Origin of the sequence: Mycobacterium sp. SMC-13 (assembly GCF_045311035.1) — a bacterium.
GTDB lineage: Bacteria > Actinomycetota > Actinomycetes > Mycobacteriales > Mycobacteriaceae > Mycobacterium.
Genome location: NZ_JBJIAI010000002.1, coordinates 51163 through 66152, shown reverse-complemented (window position 1 = coordinate 66152; position 14990 = coordinate 51163). Strand labels below are relative to the sequence as shown.

General features: G+C 66.3%; 14 protein-coding genes. 8 read left to right on the top strand and 6 right to left on the bottom strand.

The window, feature by feature from the left end:
• Positions 1–9: 9 nt before the first annotated feature.
• Together ACJH6I_RS03325 and ACJH6I_RS03320 are read right to left on the bottom strand one after the other, a co-directional pair.
• Positions 10–1896: a putative bifunctional diguanylate cyclase/phosphodiesterase gene (locus ACJH6I_RS03325; protein WP_406783725.1), complete on the bottom strand. Its 1887-nt coding sequence runs from the start codon at positions 1894–1896 to the stop codon at positions 10–12.
• Positions 1897–2207: 311 nt separating this feature from the next.
• Positions 2208–2924 carry a hypothetical protein gene (locus tag ACJH6I_RS03320; protein WP_406783724.1) on the bottom strand — a complete coding sequence of 239 codons (717 nt, stop codon included), beginning with the start codon at positions 2922–2924 and terminating at the stop codon, positions 2208–2210.
• 380 nt (positions 2925–3304) lie between these two features.
• Here ACJH6I_RS03320 and ACJH6I_RS03315 point away from each other — a divergent pair, with 380 nt between their 5' ends.
• Complete coding sequence (locus ACJH6I_RS03315) at positions 3305–3757, top strand: MaoC family dehydratase (RefSeq protein ID WP_226518844.1); 453 nt, start codon at positions 3305–3307, stop codon at positions 3755–3757.
• A gap of 51 nt (positions 3758–3808) precedes the next feature.
• Here ACJH6I_RS03315 and ACJH6I_RS03310 read toward each other — a convergent pair whose 3' ends face one another.
• Positions 3809–5005 carry an acyl-CoA dehydrogenase family protein gene (locus tag ACJH6I_RS03310; protein ID WP_226518843.1) on the bottom strand — a complete coding sequence of 399 codons (1197 nt, stop codon included), beginning with the start codon at positions 5003–5005 and terminating at the stop codon, positions 3809–3811.
• A 130-nt stretch (positions 5006–5135) separates the two neighbouring features.
• Between ACJH6I_RS03310 and fabG the strand changes: the two genes are divergently transcribed.
• From fabG to ACJH6I_RS03285, 5 genes are all read left to right on the top strand, one after another.
• A complete protein-coding gene (fabG, locus tag ACJH6I_RS03305; protein ID WP_226518842.1) occupies positions 5136–5873 on the top strand; it encodes a 3-oxoacyl-ACP reductase FabG in 738 nt (245 codons plus the stop codon).
• The gene (locus ACJH6I_RS03300) at positions 5874–7094 is read left to right on the top strand and encodes an acetyl-CoA C-acetyltransferase (protein ID WP_226518841.1); all 1221 of its coding nucleotides are present in this window, start codon (positions 5874–5876) and stop codon (positions 7092–7094) included. It begins immediately after the preceding gene.
• A 30-nt stretch (positions 7095–7124) separates the two neighbouring features.
• Positions 7125–8318, top strand: coding sequence for an acyl-CoA dehydrogenase family protein (locus ACJH6I_RS03295; protein WP_226518840.1), 1194 nt, complete (start codon positions 7125–7127; stop codon positions 8316–8318).
• On the top strand, positions 8302–8985 hold the full coding sequence (locus tag ACJH6I_RS03290; RefSeq protein ID WP_226518839.1) for a GntR family transcriptional regulator: 684 nt from the start codon (positions 8302–8304) through the stop codon (positions 8983–8985). Before ACJH6I_RS03295 ends, ACJH6I_RS03290 begins: the two co-directional genes overlap by 17 nt.
• Positions 8986–9139: 154 nt before the next feature.
• Positions 9140–10483 (top strand): MFS transporter, encoded by a 1344-nt coding sequence (locus ACJH6I_RS03285; protein WP_226518838.1) that lies wholly within the window; start codon positions 9140–9142, stop codon positions 10481–10483.
• Between the two features lie 26 nt (positions 10484–10509).
• Here the strand turns inward: ACJH6I_RS03285 and ACJH6I_RS03280 are convergent, their stop codons facing one another.
• Positions 10510–10968: a nitroreductase/quinone reductase family protein gene (locus ACJH6I_RS03280; RefSeq protein ID WP_226518837.1), complete on the bottom strand. Its 459-nt coding sequence runs from the start codon at positions 10966–10968 to the stop codon at positions 10510–10512.
• On the bottom strand, positions 10961–11824 hold the full coding sequence (locus ACJH6I_RS03275) for an NAD(P)H-binding protein (RefSeq protein WP_293020701.1): 864 nt from the start codon (positions 11822–11824) through the stop codon (positions 10961–10963). Before ACJH6I_RS03275 ends, ACJH6I_RS03280 begins: the two co-directional genes overlap by 8 nt.
• 91 nt (positions 11825–11915) lie before the next feature.
• On the opposite strand from ACJH6I_RS03275, the gene sigI reads away from it, so the two are divergent.
• Together sigI and ACJH6I_RS03265 are read left to right on the top strand one after the other, a co-directional pair.
• Positions 11916–12773, top strand: a complete 858-nt coding sequence (gene sigI / locus ACJH6I_RS03270) for an RNA polymerase sigma factor SigI (protein WP_226518835.1) — start codon at positions 11916–11918, stop codon at positions 12771–12773.
• Positions 12774–12800: 27 nt separating this feature from the next.
• Positions 12801–13169: an STAS/SEC14 domain-containing protein gene (locus ACJH6I_RS03265; RefSeq protein ID WP_293020704.1), complete on the top strand. Its 369-nt coding sequence runs from the start codon at positions 12801–12803 to the stop codon at positions 13167–13169.
• A gap of 95 nt (positions 13170–13264) precedes the next feature.
• Here ACJH6I_RS03265 and ACJH6I_RS03260 read toward each other — a convergent pair whose 3' ends face one another.
• Complete coding sequence (locus ACJH6I_RS03260; protein WP_406783723.1) at positions 13265–14947, bottom strand: acyl-CoA synthetase; 1683 nt, start codon at positions 14945–14947, stop codon at positions 13265–13267.
• Positions 14948–14990: the final 43 nt, after the last annotated feature.

The following is a 14990-nucleotide window of genomic DNA, read 5'->3' as shown; positions in this document are numbered from 1 at the left end:
CTGTTCGCGTCACATCTCGCTGGTGAACCGGACCGGCACTCGTCCCTTGCGGTACAGCGTCGCCATCTGGTCGCTCGGCAGTGGCCGCGACAGCAGGAACCCCTGCGCCCGGTGGCAGCCATGGCGCAGCAACGTGGTTGCGGCAGCTTTGGTTTCGACGCCCTCGGCGACGATCTGGAGGCCGAAGGAGTCGGCCAGCGCGATGATCGCCCGCACGATCGCCAGATCACCCGGGTTGGAGCCGAGGTCGGTCACGAAGCTGCGATCGATCTTGAGGATATCGACCGGCAGCGACTTGAGGTGGGACAGCACGCTGTACCCGGTACCGAAGTCGTCGATCGCCAACCGAACCCCGGTTCTGCGGAGGTCGGCCAAAGTGGCGCGGGAGGATTCGCTGTCCTGCACGACGACGTTCTCGGTGATCTCCAGGCACACCGAGCCGCGGTCGAGCCCGAACTCGTCGAGGATGTCGGCCACCGACTCGGCGAAGCCGTCGGTGACCAGCTGGACCGGAGACACGTTGACGCGCAACTCGAAATCGTCGCGATCATCGGAATCGTCGCCGGATTTCGAGGCTCGGAAGTCCTCGCGCCACCGGGCGAACTCGCGACATGCCGTCCGCAGTACCCACCGGCCCAATTCGCCTGCCAGGTTGATCGATTCGGCGATACCGATGAATGCCGCCGGCGGCAGCAGCCCGCGGGTGGGGTGGTCCCAGCGCACGAGGGCTTCGGTGGCGAGCAGCTTGCCGGTGCGCATGTCGATTTCCGGTAGGTAGTTGAGCAGCAGCGCGCCGTTCTCGATGACGTCCTGCAGATGCAGCTCGATATCGTTGCGGTAGGCCGTTTCCAGCGACATCGCGGTGGTGAACACCGCAACGCGGTCCCCGCCGGCGGACTTCGCGCTCAAGACGGCCTGGTCGGCCCGGCGCAACAGGTCGGACGAGGTGTCGGAGCCCGGAATGCCCGAAGCGACGCCGACACTCACTGCTCGCGTGAGCCGTTCACCGTCGATCCAGACGCGGCGCCGCAAGGAGTCCTGCAGCTGGTAGGCGAGTGCTTCGGCCTTGTCCGCGGATATCGGGTCTGCCGGGACGACGACGAACTCGTCACCGCCGAGCCGGGCGATCACGGTCTTGGCGTCGACCCCCTCGGTGAGGCGCTGGGCGAAGACGCGGATGAACGAATCACCCGCACTGTGCCCCAGGTAGTCGTTGATGGCCTTGAGCCGGTCGAGGTCGAAGAAGAGCGCGGTCACCGGGCCGGGTTGCCCCGGCTGCAACCGGGCATCGAGGTGGGCGATGAGAGCGCGCCGGTTGTTCAGGCCGGTCAGGTCGTCGTGTTCGGCCAGATAACGGAGCTGCTCCTCGGCGAGTACCCGGGATTGGGCCTGGGTCAACAGCGAGGCGATGGCCTGCAGCGCGTTGATCTCCTCGGTGACCCATTCGCGGTTGCCGTACTTGACGAAGCCCAGTGCGCCGGTGGTGCGGTCGCCGGACACCAAAGGCGTTGCCGCGAGTGATATCTGGGGGACGTTGCGGTCCGCCGCGATGCGACGCTGGTAGTCGTCCGAGTCCGGGTCGGGGCGCACGATGAGCGGTGTCTTGCGATGCTCGGTTTCGGCGAAGACCGGGTCGGCGTCGGCGAAGTACACCACGCGCAGGGGATCGGGGTCCGGAATCTCCGGCCGCAGTGGCCATTCCGCGACGAGTATCGAGGCACCGATCTCATGATCATTGCGGCGCAGGAAGCTGACGTCGACCCCGAAATGGTCGACGAGGATCTCCAGAACGTCCGTGTACACCTTGATGGAGTTGCTGGAGTCCGCCGCCATCAGCCGCGTCGCAACCTCTGTGACCACACGATCCAGTGAAGGGGGAGACTCGTCGATGGACATGAGACGATCAGCTTAACCTGCACTGACCTCAAGGCGGTGCTCCTGCGGTTCGGTACCGAAGCCGGTGGCGCGTCCGATATTCGGTGCACCAGGACCACCGTCTCGTCGGGGACTTTGCTGGTCGACGCGGGGAAGGTGTCCTGTAGTCGGCGGAGTTCGTCGGCGTACTTGCGAAAGAGTTCGCCGGGTGCGATCCGGCGGATGGCTGCCAAAACGGTTGCCGCTCCGACGGTTACGTTGCCGCCACGGCGAGCGAATGGGCGCTCAGGTGGCCCGGGTCGCGTCCGACGGTGCCGATGCGACGGCGGCCGTCAACCGGCGACCAGCCTGGTTGATATCGCGTCGATCTCGTGCAGCGCCTTCGTAATCTGCTCCGGCTGAGAGTGATTGACCATGGTCCTGCGGTCCCACCACATCATCTTGGTGCGGTAGCGCTCGTCGGGGTATGGCGTGGCCGGAATGGGCGCCACCACGCCGCCACCGGATTTCCACAATTCCAGGACGTGCTGGGCTGCCGTGGCCATCACGAACTGCACGCCCATGACGCTGGTGGCGTGGTACGCGGTGCGGGCCAGGAGGTTGGTGATGGCGTGCTGGCCGGCGCGACTGTCGGACACCCACGCGGTTTTCATCTCCATGACGCCGAACGGCACCCGGTCGTTGATCATCTTGCGCACCATGGCCAGCCCGGGCCGGCCGGCCCACTCGACCACGGCATGAGAGTCATCGGCACAGCTGAGCGGGGCTTTGGCACGCAGGCCGCCGACCATGTTGCCCCCGCGGTCCAGGACCGTCCAGAACAGTGCGGTGTCCGCGCCGCCGCGGATCGCGGCAGCGTCGACGACCGCTTCGACGCCGTGCCGGCGATAGCTCTGCTCCGCCGCATCCACGTAGCGGTTCCAGAGTTCTGGGTCGGTGTCGGGTTGCGACAGCACCACGCTGCAATCGGTATCGGCGTCGGACCAGGCGATGTTTTCGGGAAATCGAATATCGGCATTGGATTCGTATTCGACATACTCCACCGACATCGTTGCCCCATTCGTGTTCAGCAGTCACTGCAACGTCAGTTGGCAGTCGGTTGCGGTAAACGCATCTCGCGCGGACTGCATTCCCTAATTCAGTATCGGGGTTGTTGGGGTCCTGCAGCCAGCTAGTGGTGAAACGTTGTCTGTCGACCTTCGGCGTACCGAAGAATTGACCGAAACGAGTGTGCTGGCGTGAAGGACGTCGGCAATCCCGGATATCGCTATTTCTGCAGGTTAGCCTAGACGATGCTCGAAGGTGGCGAACTTTGAGTGGCTAAGTAGGTGACATTGGCCCGAAATCTGCGCATTGTGCTGCCCTGACGGACGCGTTAGAAGTATTACCGGTGCGGGCCGGGAAGCGGCCGCGCCCGAGAGGAGTAAGCGTGAAGGTCTTCGACAATCTGTCCGAGTTCGTCGCAGCAGCAGGTAGCCAGCTTGGGCCGACGGAGTGGCTCGAAATCACCCAGGATCGGGTGAATCTCTTCGCCGAGGCCACCGACGATCACCAGTGGATTCACGTCGATCCGGAGCGCGCCGCCGGGGGCCCGTTCGGCGGCACAATTGCTCACGGTTTGCTGACACTTTCACTGCTACCGCATTTCATGCATCAGCTCTATCGCGTGGACAACGTCGCATTGGCCGTCAATTACGGTTATAACAAGGTGCGATTCATCACACCGGTCAAGGTCGGAGCAAACGTTCGCGCGGGTGCGGTCATTTCGAAAGTCGACGAGCTGGACGGGGCCGTTCAGGCGACCATGACAGTGACCGTCGAAATCGAGGGATCGGATAAGCCGGCGGCCGTCGCCGAGTCGATCGTGCGAATCATCGGATGATTGCTGGAGGCAACCCGGTGAAAGCGTGAGCCGCGCGGCCGCGCGGTTGCGTCAGCGACCCGCGGCCGCGCGCTGTGCCGCCTTCACCAGGCCGCCGCCGATGATCAGACGCTGAATCTCGCTAGTGCCCTCGTACAGCCGCAGCAGCCGCACGTCGCGATAGATCCGTTCGACGGGCACGTCGCGCATGTACCCGCTACCGCCGTGCACCTGCACCGCCAGGTCGGCAACCTTGCCGACCATCTCGGTGCAGAAAAGCTTCGCGGCAGACGGCGCGATGCGTCGGTCCGCGCCGCTGACCCACAATTGCGCGGCGTCCCGAACCAGTGCCCGCCCGGCCATGACGCCGGTCTGCATGTCGGCGAGCATCGCCTGCACCAATTGGAATTCGCCGATGGCGGTGCCGCCCTGGGTGGCGGTCGCGGCGTAGGCGACCGACTCGTCGAGGGCACGTTGTGCCGCACCCACCGATACGGCGGCGATGTGCACCCGTCCCCGCGCCAATGACGTCAGCGCGGCGCGGTAGCCGATGTCCTCGTTGCCGCCGATCAGGGCATCCGGACCGACGCGCACGTCGTCGAAGGTGACGTCGGAGGTCCAGGCCCCTTCCTGGCCCATCTTCGCGTCCTTCGGCCCGACCACGACGCCGGGAGCGTCGGCAGGGACCAGGAACACCGCGATGCCGGGCCCGTCGGCGTCGGCCGGCCGGGTCCGGGCGAACACCACGAACAGATTCGCGGTGGGCGCATTGGTGATGAATCGCTTGTGGCCGGTGATGATCCAGTCGTCCCCGTCGGCCACCGCCTTGGTGCGCAGGCCCGCGGGGTTGGAACCGGCGCCGGATTCGGTCAGCGCGAACGACGCCACGCAGTCGCCGCTCGCAATCGGCGCCAGCCAGCGCTGCTTCTGGGTGTCGGTGCCGAACCCCACCAGCACCTGCCCGGCGATGCCGTTGTTGGTGCCGAACATCGAGCGCACGGCCAGCGTGGTGTAGCCCAACTCCATCGCCATCTCGACGTCCTGGACCAGATCGAGCCCCAGGCCGCCCCACTCCTGGGGGATGGCATAGCCGAACAGGCCCATGTTCTTGGCCTGATCCCGGATGTCGTCGGGCACCCGGTTCTCGGTCATGATCTCCAGCTCGCGCGGCACCACCGCGGTACGGACGAACTGGCGGGTGGCGTCGAGAATGTCGCGGAAATCCTGATCGCTGACTTCTGCGGCGGGGGAACCGGTGGGTTCGGCCATGTCGGGGGTCTCCTTGCGCAACACGAGGGTGCTTCTGGTTTGATGCAAGAAATATCATATTTTATGTATGAACCCGGTCGCGGGGTCTGACACCCCGACCGGTCCAGTCGATCAGGAGGAGTGCACGACCATGCCGCTGCTGGACGGACGTATCGCGGTGATCACCGGCGGTGCCCAGGGAATCGGATACGCGATCGCGGAACGATTCATCGCCGAGGGTGCCCGGGTGGTGATCGGCGATCTGAATCTCGAGGCGACCGAGGCGGCCGTCGCCAAGCTCGGTGGCGCCGACGTGGCCAAGGCGGTCCGGTGCGACGTGACGTCCGCCGCCGACGTCCAGGCGCTGATCGACGCCGCGGTCGCGTGGGGTGGTCTCGACATCATGGTGAACAACGCCGGCATCACCCGCGACGCCACCATGCGGAAGATGACGGAGGAACAGTTCGACCAGGTCATCGATGTGCACCTGAAAGGCTGCTGGAACGGCACCCGCCTCGCGGCCAATGTCATGCGGGAGGCGAAAAGCGGTGCCATCATCAATATTTCGTCGATCTCCGGCAAGGTCGGCCTCATCGGCCAGACCAACTACTCGGCCGCGAAGGCGGGCATCGTCGGTCTGACCAAGGCGGCGGCCAAGGAGGTTGCCCACCTCGGTGTGCGGGTCAACGCCGTGCAGCCGGGTCTGATCCGGTCCGCGATGACCGAGGCCATGCCGCAACGGATCTGGGACCAGAAATTGGCGGAGATACCGATGGGACGGGCTGCCGAGCCCAGTGAAGTGGCGTCGGTGGTCACGTTCCTGGCGTCGGACATGTCGTCGTACATGACCGGCTGCGTCCTGGAGATCACCGGGGGACGGCACATCTAGATGACCGTGACCAGTCCCGTCATCTGCGCACCGGTACGTACCCCCATCGGGCGCTACGGCGGCATGTTCAAGTCGCTGACCGCGGTCGAGCTGGGCGTCGCGGCGCTGCAGGGCCTGTTGCAGCGCACCGGAATTCCGGCCGACGCAGTGCAGGACGTCATTCTCGGGCACTGCTACCCGTCGAGTGAGGCGCCGGCCATCGGCCGCGTGGTGGCGCTCGACACCGGGTTGCCGGTAACGGTTCCGGGCATGCAGGTCGACCGGCGCTGCGGGTCGGGACTGCAGGCCGTCATCCAGGCGTGCCTGCAGGTGGCCAGTGGCGCAAACGATCTCGTGATCGCCGGTGGTGCCGAGTCGATGAGCAACGTCGCGTTCCACTCCACCGATATGCGCTGGGGTGGCGCGCGTGGCGGCATCACGGTGCATGACGGTTTGGCGCGCGGCCGGACCACCGCGGGCGGCAAGAATCATCCCGTGCCCGGCGGCATGCTCGAGACCGCCGAGAACCTGCGCCGGCAGTACGCGATCTCCCGCGTCGAACAGGACGCCCTCGCGGTGCGGTCGCACCAGAAAGCCGTTGCGGCGCAGCGCAGTGGGGTACTGGCCGACGAGATCGTCCCCGTCACGGTGTCGTCCCGCGCGGGCGACCAGGTGATCGACACCGACGAACACCCGCGCGCCGATACCACCGTCGAAGCGCTGGGCAAGCTCAAACCCGTTCTGGGCAAGAGTGATCCGGATGCCACCGTGACGGCGGGAAACTCCAGTGGGCAGAACGACGCGGCGTCGATGTGCGTGGTGACCACCGCGGGGCGCGCGGCCGAACTGGGGCTGGAGCCGCTGGTGCGGCTGGTGTCCTGGGGCGTGGCCGGGGTGCCGCCGAACGTCATGGGCATCGGCCCGGTGCCGGCCACCGAGGTCGCGCTGGCCAAAGCCGGCCTGGCCCTGACCGATATCGATCTGATCGAACTCAACGAGGCCTTCGCCGCGCAGGCACTGGCCTGCACGCGGGAATGGAAGTTCACCGACAGGGACTGGGAGCGCACGAACGTGCGTGGCTCGGGTATCTCGCTCGGTCATCCCGTCGGTGCGACCGGCGGCCGGATGCTCGCGACGCTGGCACGCGAACTGCACCTGCGCGACGGCCGGTATGGACTGGAAACCATGTGCATCGGAGGCGGCCAGGGATTGGCCGCCGTGTTCGAAAGGGTGGCGTCGTGACTGGCAGCGAGAAGCGGAGCGGGATCGCACATGACTAAGCTGGCCCAGACCGCCGGCCTCACCGAGGTGCAGCGCGAAATCGTCGCCACCGTACGGCAATTCGTCGACCGGGAGATCATTCCCGCGGCTCAGGACCTGGAGCACTCGGACTCCTACCCACAGGCCATCGTCGACAAGATGAAGGACATGGGCCTGTTCGGCCTGATGATCCCGCAGGAGTACGGCGGGCTCGGGGAGTCACTGCTGACGTACGCACTGTGTGTCGAGGAACTGGCCCGCGGCTGGATGAGCATCTCGGGCGTCATCAACACGCATTTCATCGTCGCCTACATGATCCGTCAGCACGGCACCGACGAGCAGAAGCAGCGGTACCTGCCGCGGATGGCGACCGGTGAGGTACGTGGCGCGTTCTCGATGTCCGAGCCGGAGCTGGGATCGGATGTCGCCGCGATCCGCACCCGGGGCGTGCGGGATGCTGACGGGGGTTACACCATCACCGGCCAGAAGATGTGGCTGACCAACGGCGGCAGCTCGACTCTGGTTGCGACGCTGGTGAAAACCGATGAGGGCGCGGACAAGCCGCACCGCAACCTGACGGCGTTCCTGGTCGAGAAGCCCACCGGCTTCGGCGAGGTCAAACCCGGTCTGACGATCCCGGGCAAGATCGACAAGCTGGGCTACAAAGGCATCGACACCACCGAGCTCATCTTCGACGGTTACCACGCCAGTGCCGACGACGTGCTGGGCGGCAAGCCCGGCGCGGGCTTCTTCCAGATGATGGACGGTATCGAGGTCGGCCGGGTCAATGTGTCGGCGCGGGCGTGTGGTGTCGGTATCCGCGCCTTCGAGCTGGCGGTGCGGTACGCACAGCAGCGGGAGACGTTCGGCAAGCCGATCGCCGACCACCAGGCCATCGCCTTCCAGCTCGCCGAGATGGCCACGAAAGTCGAAGCGGCACATCTGATGATGGTCAACGCGGCGCGGCTCAAGGACTCGGGGGAGCGCAACGATGTCGCCGCCGGGATGGCGAAATACCTTGCCAGCGAGTTCTGTTCGGAGGTCACCCAGCAGAGCTTCCGGATCCATGGTGGCTACGGCTACTCGAAGGAGTATGAGATCGAACGCCTGATGCGGGACGCGCCGTTCCTGCTGATCGGCGAGGGCACCAGCGAAATCCAGAAGACCATCATCAGCAAGAGCCTGCTCAATGAATACCGCATCTGAACCCGAATTCGCCGCGCCCGCACAGCTTTCTCATGACGTGGCGCGTTACGTCCGCCGCCGGATCTTCAACGGCACATATCCGGCGGGGGAGTATCTGCGGCTGGACCAGCTGGCCACCGAGCTGGGCGTCAGCGTCACCCCGGTCCGGGAGGCGCTGCTGAACCTGCGGGCCGAGGGGCTGTTGGTGCAGCACCCGCGACGTGGCTTCATGGTCCTGGAGGTCACCGCCCGCGATGTCTCCGACGTGGCGATGGTGCAGGCGTTCGTCGGTGGGGAACTCGCGGCCCGCGCCGCCGAGAACATCACCGCGGCCCAGGTTTCGGAGCTCACCCGGATTCAGGACGCGCTGGAGCAGGCCTACCAGCACACCGATGTCGACCGCATGGTGCAGCTCAACCACGAGTTCCATCGGCTGATCAACGTCGTCGCCGATTCGCCCAAGCTGACCCAATTCATGTCGGGCATAACCCGTTACGCGCCTGAAGCCGTGTTCCCGACGCTGGAGGGCTGGCCGGATCTGTCGATCCGGGACCACCGCCGTGTGATCGCCGCGCTGCAGGCCGGCGACGGCGAAGCGGCCCGAACGGCGATGGCCGAACACTTCGAGGTCGGGGTGGCCCCGCTGACCGAGCATCTCTGCGCACGCGGGGTCATCCGCGAGGGCTGAAGTCCACTGAGCCGGCGTCGCCCGGAGGTACGGTCTGTGTGAATCTGTGAATCGTGCAAGGAAAACGGCGCTGTGGCCAGATCCCGTTCCTCGGCGTCGGTTCGCCGCAATGATGTGCCCACACCCGATTCGTTGCCGATCGTTGGAGAGCAGCATGACCGCACTGACCGAGGACACGCCGACGCCGTCGGGCCGCGCAGCGACCCGACGCGCGATCTGGAACACCATCCGGGGGTCGTCGGGCAACCTCGTCGAGTGGTACGACGTCTACGTCTACACCGTCTTCGCCACATACTTCGAAAACCAGTTCTTCGACAAGGCCGACCAGAATTCGACGATCTACGTGTACGCGATCTTCGCGGTCACGTTCGTCACCCGGCCCATCGGATCGTGGTTCTTCGGCCGCTTCGCCGACCGCCGGGGCCGCCGCGCCGCGCTGATGGTCAGCGTTTCGCTGATGGCCGCCTGCTCGATGGTGATCGCCCTGGTTCCGTCGCGGGCGAGCATCGGCGTCGCCGCGCCGATCATCCTGATCATCTGCCGGCTGGTGCAGGGGTTCGCCACCGGCGGCGAGTACGGCACGTCGGCGACCTACATGTCGGAGGCGGCGACCAGGGAACGCCGTGGCTTCTTCTCCTCGTTCCAGTACGTCACCCTGGTCGGTGGGCATGTGCTGGCCCAATTCACCTTGCTCATCATCCTCACGGCCTTCAGCGCCGCGCAGGTGAGCGAATTCGGTTGGCGCATAGGCTTTGCGGTCGGCGGTGTTGCGGCGGTCGTGGTGTTCTGGCTGCGCCGCAGCATGGACGAGTCGCTGTCCAAGGAGACCCTCGAGGCGATTCAGGAGGGCAAGGAGCCCCATGCCGGTTCGATATGGGTACTCTTCTCGCGCTATTGGAAGCCGTTGCTGCTGTGCTTCCTGATCACGCTCGGTGGCACCGTCGCGTTCTACACGTACAGCGTCAACGCGCCGGCGATCGTGAAGTCGACCTACAAGACCCAACCCATGACCGCGACCTGGATCAACCTGCTCGGGCTGATCTTCCTGATGCTGATCCAGCCGATCGGCGGAATGATCAGCGACCGAATAGGCCGCAAGCCCCTACTGCTGTGGTTCGGATTCGGCGGGCTGGTCTACACGTACGTTCTCATCACCTATCTGCCACAGACGCACTCGCCGATCATGTCGTTCGTGCTGGTTGCCGTCGCATACGTCATCCTCACGGGATACACCTCGATCAATGCGCTGGTGAAGTCCGAACTGTTCCCCGCCCACGTGCGCGCCCTGGGTGTCGGCGTCGGCTACGCACTGGCCAATTCGATTTTCGGCGGTACCGCGCCGCTGATCTACCAGGCTCTCAAGGCCCGAGGTGACGTGCTGCTGTTCATCGTCTACGTCACCGTCTGCATCGCGGTGTCGCTGCTGGTGTATCTGTTCTTCCTGAAGAACAAGTCCGACACCTACCTCGACCGCGAGCAGGGCAGCGCATACCGCTGAGTTCGACGGGTTCCGTGGTCTCCGGATCAGCCCAACGGGTCGAACCGGAAGACCGCGAGTGTGCCTGCCAGCGACTCGAATTCGTCGGGCGTGCCCTCGGTGACCATGCCCGAACTCTTGGCGAATTTCACGCCGACGGGTACCTGCACCGGGAACTCGCGCAGCACCGGCCGTGCTTCGTCGACCGTCAGCTCGATGATCCGCACGGACCGCGACCTGCGGCCCCGCGTCAAGGTGCCGGTGCCGGCCGCACGGGCGTTGAGGGCCCAGTGCGCGCCCGGATAGCCGGCGACGGCGTACATCTCGCCGTGCACGACGAACGGCGTCATCGGGGTGCTTCGCGGCTCGCCGGTCTTGCGGCCGGGCACGGTGAGCACCATGGCCGGGCCGACCGGGATGCCGAGTTTGCCCACGGCGACAACAACTTTGTTCATCTGCTTGAGGTAGCGGGGCGGTCGCGGATTCGATGTACGCGGCTCAGACATGGCTGGTCTCCAATCGGGGGGTGAAGGCGCCGCGGTGCCGGCCCACCCAGTCGGCGAACGTCTGGGCCGGGCGGCCGAGGATGCGCTCGACCTCGTCGGTCACCGGCGCTGGGGTGTCGACCGTTTCGGCCAGCAGCGCGGTATAGGCGGTGCCGAATTCGGCGGGGAAGCCGATGGCGACGAAGCGTTCGCGGACCTGTGCCACCGGGATTTCCCGGTAGTGCAGCGTGCGCCCCAGAACCTCGCCGACGATGGCGAGCAACTCGGCGTTGGTGAGCGACTCCGGCCCCGTCAGCGGAATCTTGCGACCGTCGAGGTCATCGGTGAGCAGGGCGCGCGCGGCGACTGCCGCGATGTCCGCCTCGACGATCGGTGCACTGGACGCAGCCGCGTACGGCCCGGCCACCACGTCACCGGCCTGCAGCTGCCCGGCCCACATGCCGATGAAGTTGGTGGCGAACAACGCCGGACGCAGGCTCACCCAGGGCAGTCCCGATTCTTGTCCAGCCGCGATGGCCAGTTGTTCGACCTCCTTGTTGCGGTCGCCGCGCAGACGCGAGGGCTGCCGGGCGAAGTCTTCGTCGACGTTCATCGCGGACAGCGCGACCAGCTTGGCGCCGGAGTCTTTCGCGGCCTCGACGGTCCATGTCAGGTCCGGTCCGAGGGCACGGGAGTTGAGGAACACCGCGGCGGCTCCGGCGAAGCCGTCGCGGACGGACGCGACGGTCTCGACCCCGGCCGGGAAATGCGGGGACGGATTACGCGTGACGGCACGGACTTTCATGCCTGCGGCGTGCAACTGTTCGACGAGTGGGCGACCGACGTTGCCGGTGGCCCCGGTGATGAGAATGGTCATGCATCAAGGACGGGGTACCCCTCGGGAAAGTTACGGCCCGAAGGGGGAAGCGGTGCGGTAACTTTTCAGCACCCTGAATCGTCTTCAACTGATGACAGAAACCACCGAATTCACCGCGGCCTGGCGCCACCACCATCCGTATCTGGTCAACCTCGCGTACCAGATGCTCGGTGACGTCGGCGACGCCGAAGATGTTGCGCAGGAAGCGTTTCTGCGACTGTCCCGCACGGCGCCCGGCGAGATCGAGGACGTCCGCGCGTGGCTGACCACGGTCGCCGGACGCCTGTGCCTGGACCTGGTGCGGTCGGCGCGGGCACGGCGGGAACAACCGACCGAGCAGGACGCGATGCCGCCACTGGCATCGAGCGAGCCGGACCCCGCGGACCGCGTCACCCTCGACGACGAGGTGTCGAGCGCCCTGCTGCGGGTGCTGCGGCAGTTGAGTCCCGGTGAGCGCGTGGCGTTCATCCTGCACGACGTGTTCGGCGTCCCGTTCGAGTCCATCGCGGAGACCGTCGGCCGTCCGGTCGGCACGTGCCGGCAACTGGCCCGCCGGGCCCGGGCGAAGGTGGCGGGTACCGACGTGCGCGCCGACGACATCGAGGCGACCGACCATCAACGGGTCACCGAGAAGTTCATCACCGCCTGCGCCGGCGGCGATGTGCAGGCACTGGCCGCGGTGCTGGACCCGACGGTGTGGGGCGTCGGCACGGTGCTCAGCGATCCGCCGATCCCGCCCATCGTCAACCACGGCCCGCAGCGCGTCGCCGAGAACCTCATGCTGTACCTCGGACCGGGTACCACCGTGGTCGCCGGTCCGCTCGGCCAACCCGTTCTGTTGGCATTCGCGCACCGTCAGCTCTTCGCGGTGGTGGTCCTGACGATCCGCGACGGACTCGTCGCCAAGATCGAGGCGACCGCCGATCCATTGGCCCGGTTCGGGGCCTGAGGTAGGTCGGCGCCGTAGGCTGGCGGCATGATCGAAGTGCTGTCAGACATGCCTCAAGGCGTGACCGGCATTCGCGTTTCGGGGCGGGTGAGCGGTGACGATATCCGTGAATTCGAGCCCACCATGGACGATCTCGTGGTCGGCGGCGAGATCAGGATCGTCGAGGTCATCGACTCCGACTACGAGGGATTCGGGCCGGGCGGACTGGTCGAGGACCTGAAGGTCGGATTCGGTGCGCTGTTCAAACACCATTCGGCGTTCAAGCGCATCGCGGTGGTATCCGACAAGCCGTGGGTGGCACACACCCTGCACGCCGTCGCCTGGATGATTCCGGGTGAACTGCAGATCTTCGGGCTCGACGAACTCGACCGCGCCAAGGAGTGGGCCGCGGGCTGAGTGTCTTCCGCGTCCAGTTTCTTCCGCGAGCAGACGTAAAACTGTCGAATTCGCTTTGAAAACGACAGTTTTGCGTCTGCTCGCGAGAGAAACACTCAGTCCTGGAGCGCCTGCTCCTTGGCCCAGCGGTAGTCGGCCTTGCCGGCGGGGCTGCGCACGATGGTCGGCCGGAAGACGACCGCCTTGGGCAGCTTGTAGCGCGCGATGGATTCCGCGGCGTGCTTGATCAGTTCGGCGGCGTCGGCCTCGGCGCCGTCGGCCAGCGCCACGACCGCGACGACCTCGTTGCCCCAGCGCTCGCTCGGGCGTCCGGCGACGACGACGTCGACCACGGCCGGGTGCGAGGCGATGGCGGACTCGACCTCTTCGGCGAAGATCTTCTCGCCGCCGGAGTTGATGGTCACCGAGTCGCGGCCGAGCAGCTCGACGGTGCCACCCTCCAGCAGCCGGGCACGGTCGCCCGGCACCGCATAGCGGATGCCGTCGATCACCGGGAACGTCTTGGCCGTCTTGGCCGCGTCGCCCTTGTAGCCGAGCGGCACGTAACCCTCCTGGGCCAGCCAGCCGTTGCCCTCGTGGCCCGGAGCCAGCAGTGCGGAGAAGTCCTCCGAGACGATCCGGGTGGCCGGGCCGGCGGTGAAGGTGCCGCTGGACACGTTGGCCTTGGTCGACACGTGTGACATCTGCGCGCCGGTCTCCGAGGAACCCACGCCGTCGATCACCATCGCGTTGGGCAGGGCGGCGACGAGCCGGCCCTTCACGGCCGGCGTGAACAGTGCGCCGCCGTTGGCGACGATGACCAGCGAGGTCGGATCGTGGCTGCCGTCGGCCATCGCCTCTTCGATCGCGGTGACCAGGGGCCGGGCCATGGCGTCACCGACGACCGTCGCGATGGCGATCTTCTCGCGCGCGATGGTCTCGACGATCTCCTTGGCGTTGAAGCCCTCGACTTCCTGGGCGAACACGATGGTCTGGCCGTTGTTGATGCCGGTCATCACGCCCCACTGCGCGGCGCCGTGCATGAGCGGCGGCAGGATCATCATGCGCATCTCGCCGGCGGCAGAGGCCCGGTCGACGATTTCCTGGGCCGACTGCGCCGGCTCGCCCGTCATCGCGTTGCGGCCACCGAACGAGGCCATGAAGATGTCGTGCTGGCGCCACAGGACGCCCTTGGGCATACCGGTGGTGCCCCCGGTGTACAGCACGTAGAGGTCGTCGGGCGACGGCGTCACCGGCGGCGGCGGGACGTCGGTGGTCACGATGGTCTCGTAGTCGACGGCACCGGGCAGCAGTTCGTGGCCCGAGCCGTCGGCGATCTGGATCAGCACCTTGAGGTTCGGCAGGTCCGGCAGCACTTCCGCCAGCGTCGGCGCGAACGCGGCGTGGTAGATCAGGGCGGAGGCCCCCGCGTCGTTCAGCAGGTACTGCAGCTCGGCCTTGACGTAGCGGTAGTTGACGTTGAACGGCGCCACGCGGGCCCGGAACGCGCCGAGCAGCGATTCGACGAACTCGGGTCCGTTGTAGGCGTAGATGCCGACCAGGTCCTGCCCGACTTCGTGGCCGGCCAGCTGATCGCGCTCGGTGTGCACGCCCAGGCCCTGCGCGTGCAGGTAGGCGGCCAGCCGGTTGGCGCGGGTGACGACCTCGGCGTAGGTGAAGCGGCGATCGCCCTGAATGATCAGGGTCCGGTCCGGGATGGCTGCAGCGACGGCGTCGGTGACGTCGGAAACCGTGAACAGCACGTTTCTCCTAAAGCTGGTCGGGCAACAACTGGACATCTGTCCATACACTCATTTAGTACCACGGAGTGAGGATCGTCTC

What these genes read in the sequence shown, in the direction of transcription:
- ACJH6I_RS03295 (WP_226518840.1), top strand. Translation starts at nt 7,125, where the DNA reads ATGACTAAGCTGGCCCAGACCGCCGGCCTCACCGAGGTGCAGCGCGAA.
- ACJH6I_RS03275 (WP_293020701.1), bottom strand. Translation starts at nt 11,824, where the DNA reads ATGACCATTCTCATCACCGGGGCCACCGGCAACGTCGGTCGCCCACTC.
- ACJH6I_RS03285 (WP_226518838.1), top strand. Translation starts at nt 9,140, where the DNA reads ATGACCGCACTGACCGAGGACACGCCGACGCCGTCGGGCCGCGCAGCG.
- ACJH6I_RS03290 (WP_226518839.1), top strand. Translation starts at nt 8,302, where the DNA reads ATGAATACCGCATCTGAACCCGAATTCGCCGCGCCCGCACAGCTTTCT.
- ACJH6I_RS03325 (WP_406783725.1), bottom strand. Translation starts at nt 1,896, where the DNA reads ATGTCCATCGACGAGTCTCCCCCTTCACTGGATCGTGTGGTCACAGAG.
- ACJH6I_RS03265 (WP_293020704.1), top strand. Translation starts at nt 12,801, where the DNA reads ATGATCGAAGTGCTGTCAGACATGCCTCAAGGCGTGACCGGCATTCGC.
- ACJH6I_RS03310 (WP_226518843.1), bottom strand. Translation starts at nt 5,005, where the DNA reads ATGGCCGAACCCACCGGTTCCCCCGCCGCAGAAGTCAGCGATCAGGAT.
- sigI (WP_226518835.1), top strand. Translation starts at nt 11,916, where the DNA reads ATGACAGAAACCACCGAATTCACCGCGGCCTGGCGCCACCACCATCCG.
- ACJH6I_RS03320 (WP_406783724.1), bottom strand. Translation starts at nt 2,924, where the DNA reads ATGTCGGTGGAGTATGTCGAATACGAATCCAATGCCGATATTCGATTT.
- ACJH6I_RS03260 (WP_406783723.1), bottom strand. Translation starts at nt 14,947, where the DNA reads ATGTCCAGTTGTTGCCCGACCAGCTTTAGGAGAAACGTGCTGTTCACG.
- ACJH6I_RS03280 (WP_226518837.1), bottom strand. Translation starts at nt 10,968, where the DNA reads ATGTCTGAGCCGCGTACATCGAATCCGCGACCGCCCCGCTACCTCAAG.
- fabG (WP_226518842.1), top strand. Translation starts at nt 5,136, where the DNA reads ATGCCGCTGCTGGACGGACGTATCGCGGTGATCACCGGCGGTGCCCAG.
- ACJH6I_RS03300 (WP_226518841.1), top strand. Translation starts at nt 5,874, where the DNA reads ATGACCGTGACCAGTCCCGTCATCTGCGCACCGGTACGTACCCCCATC.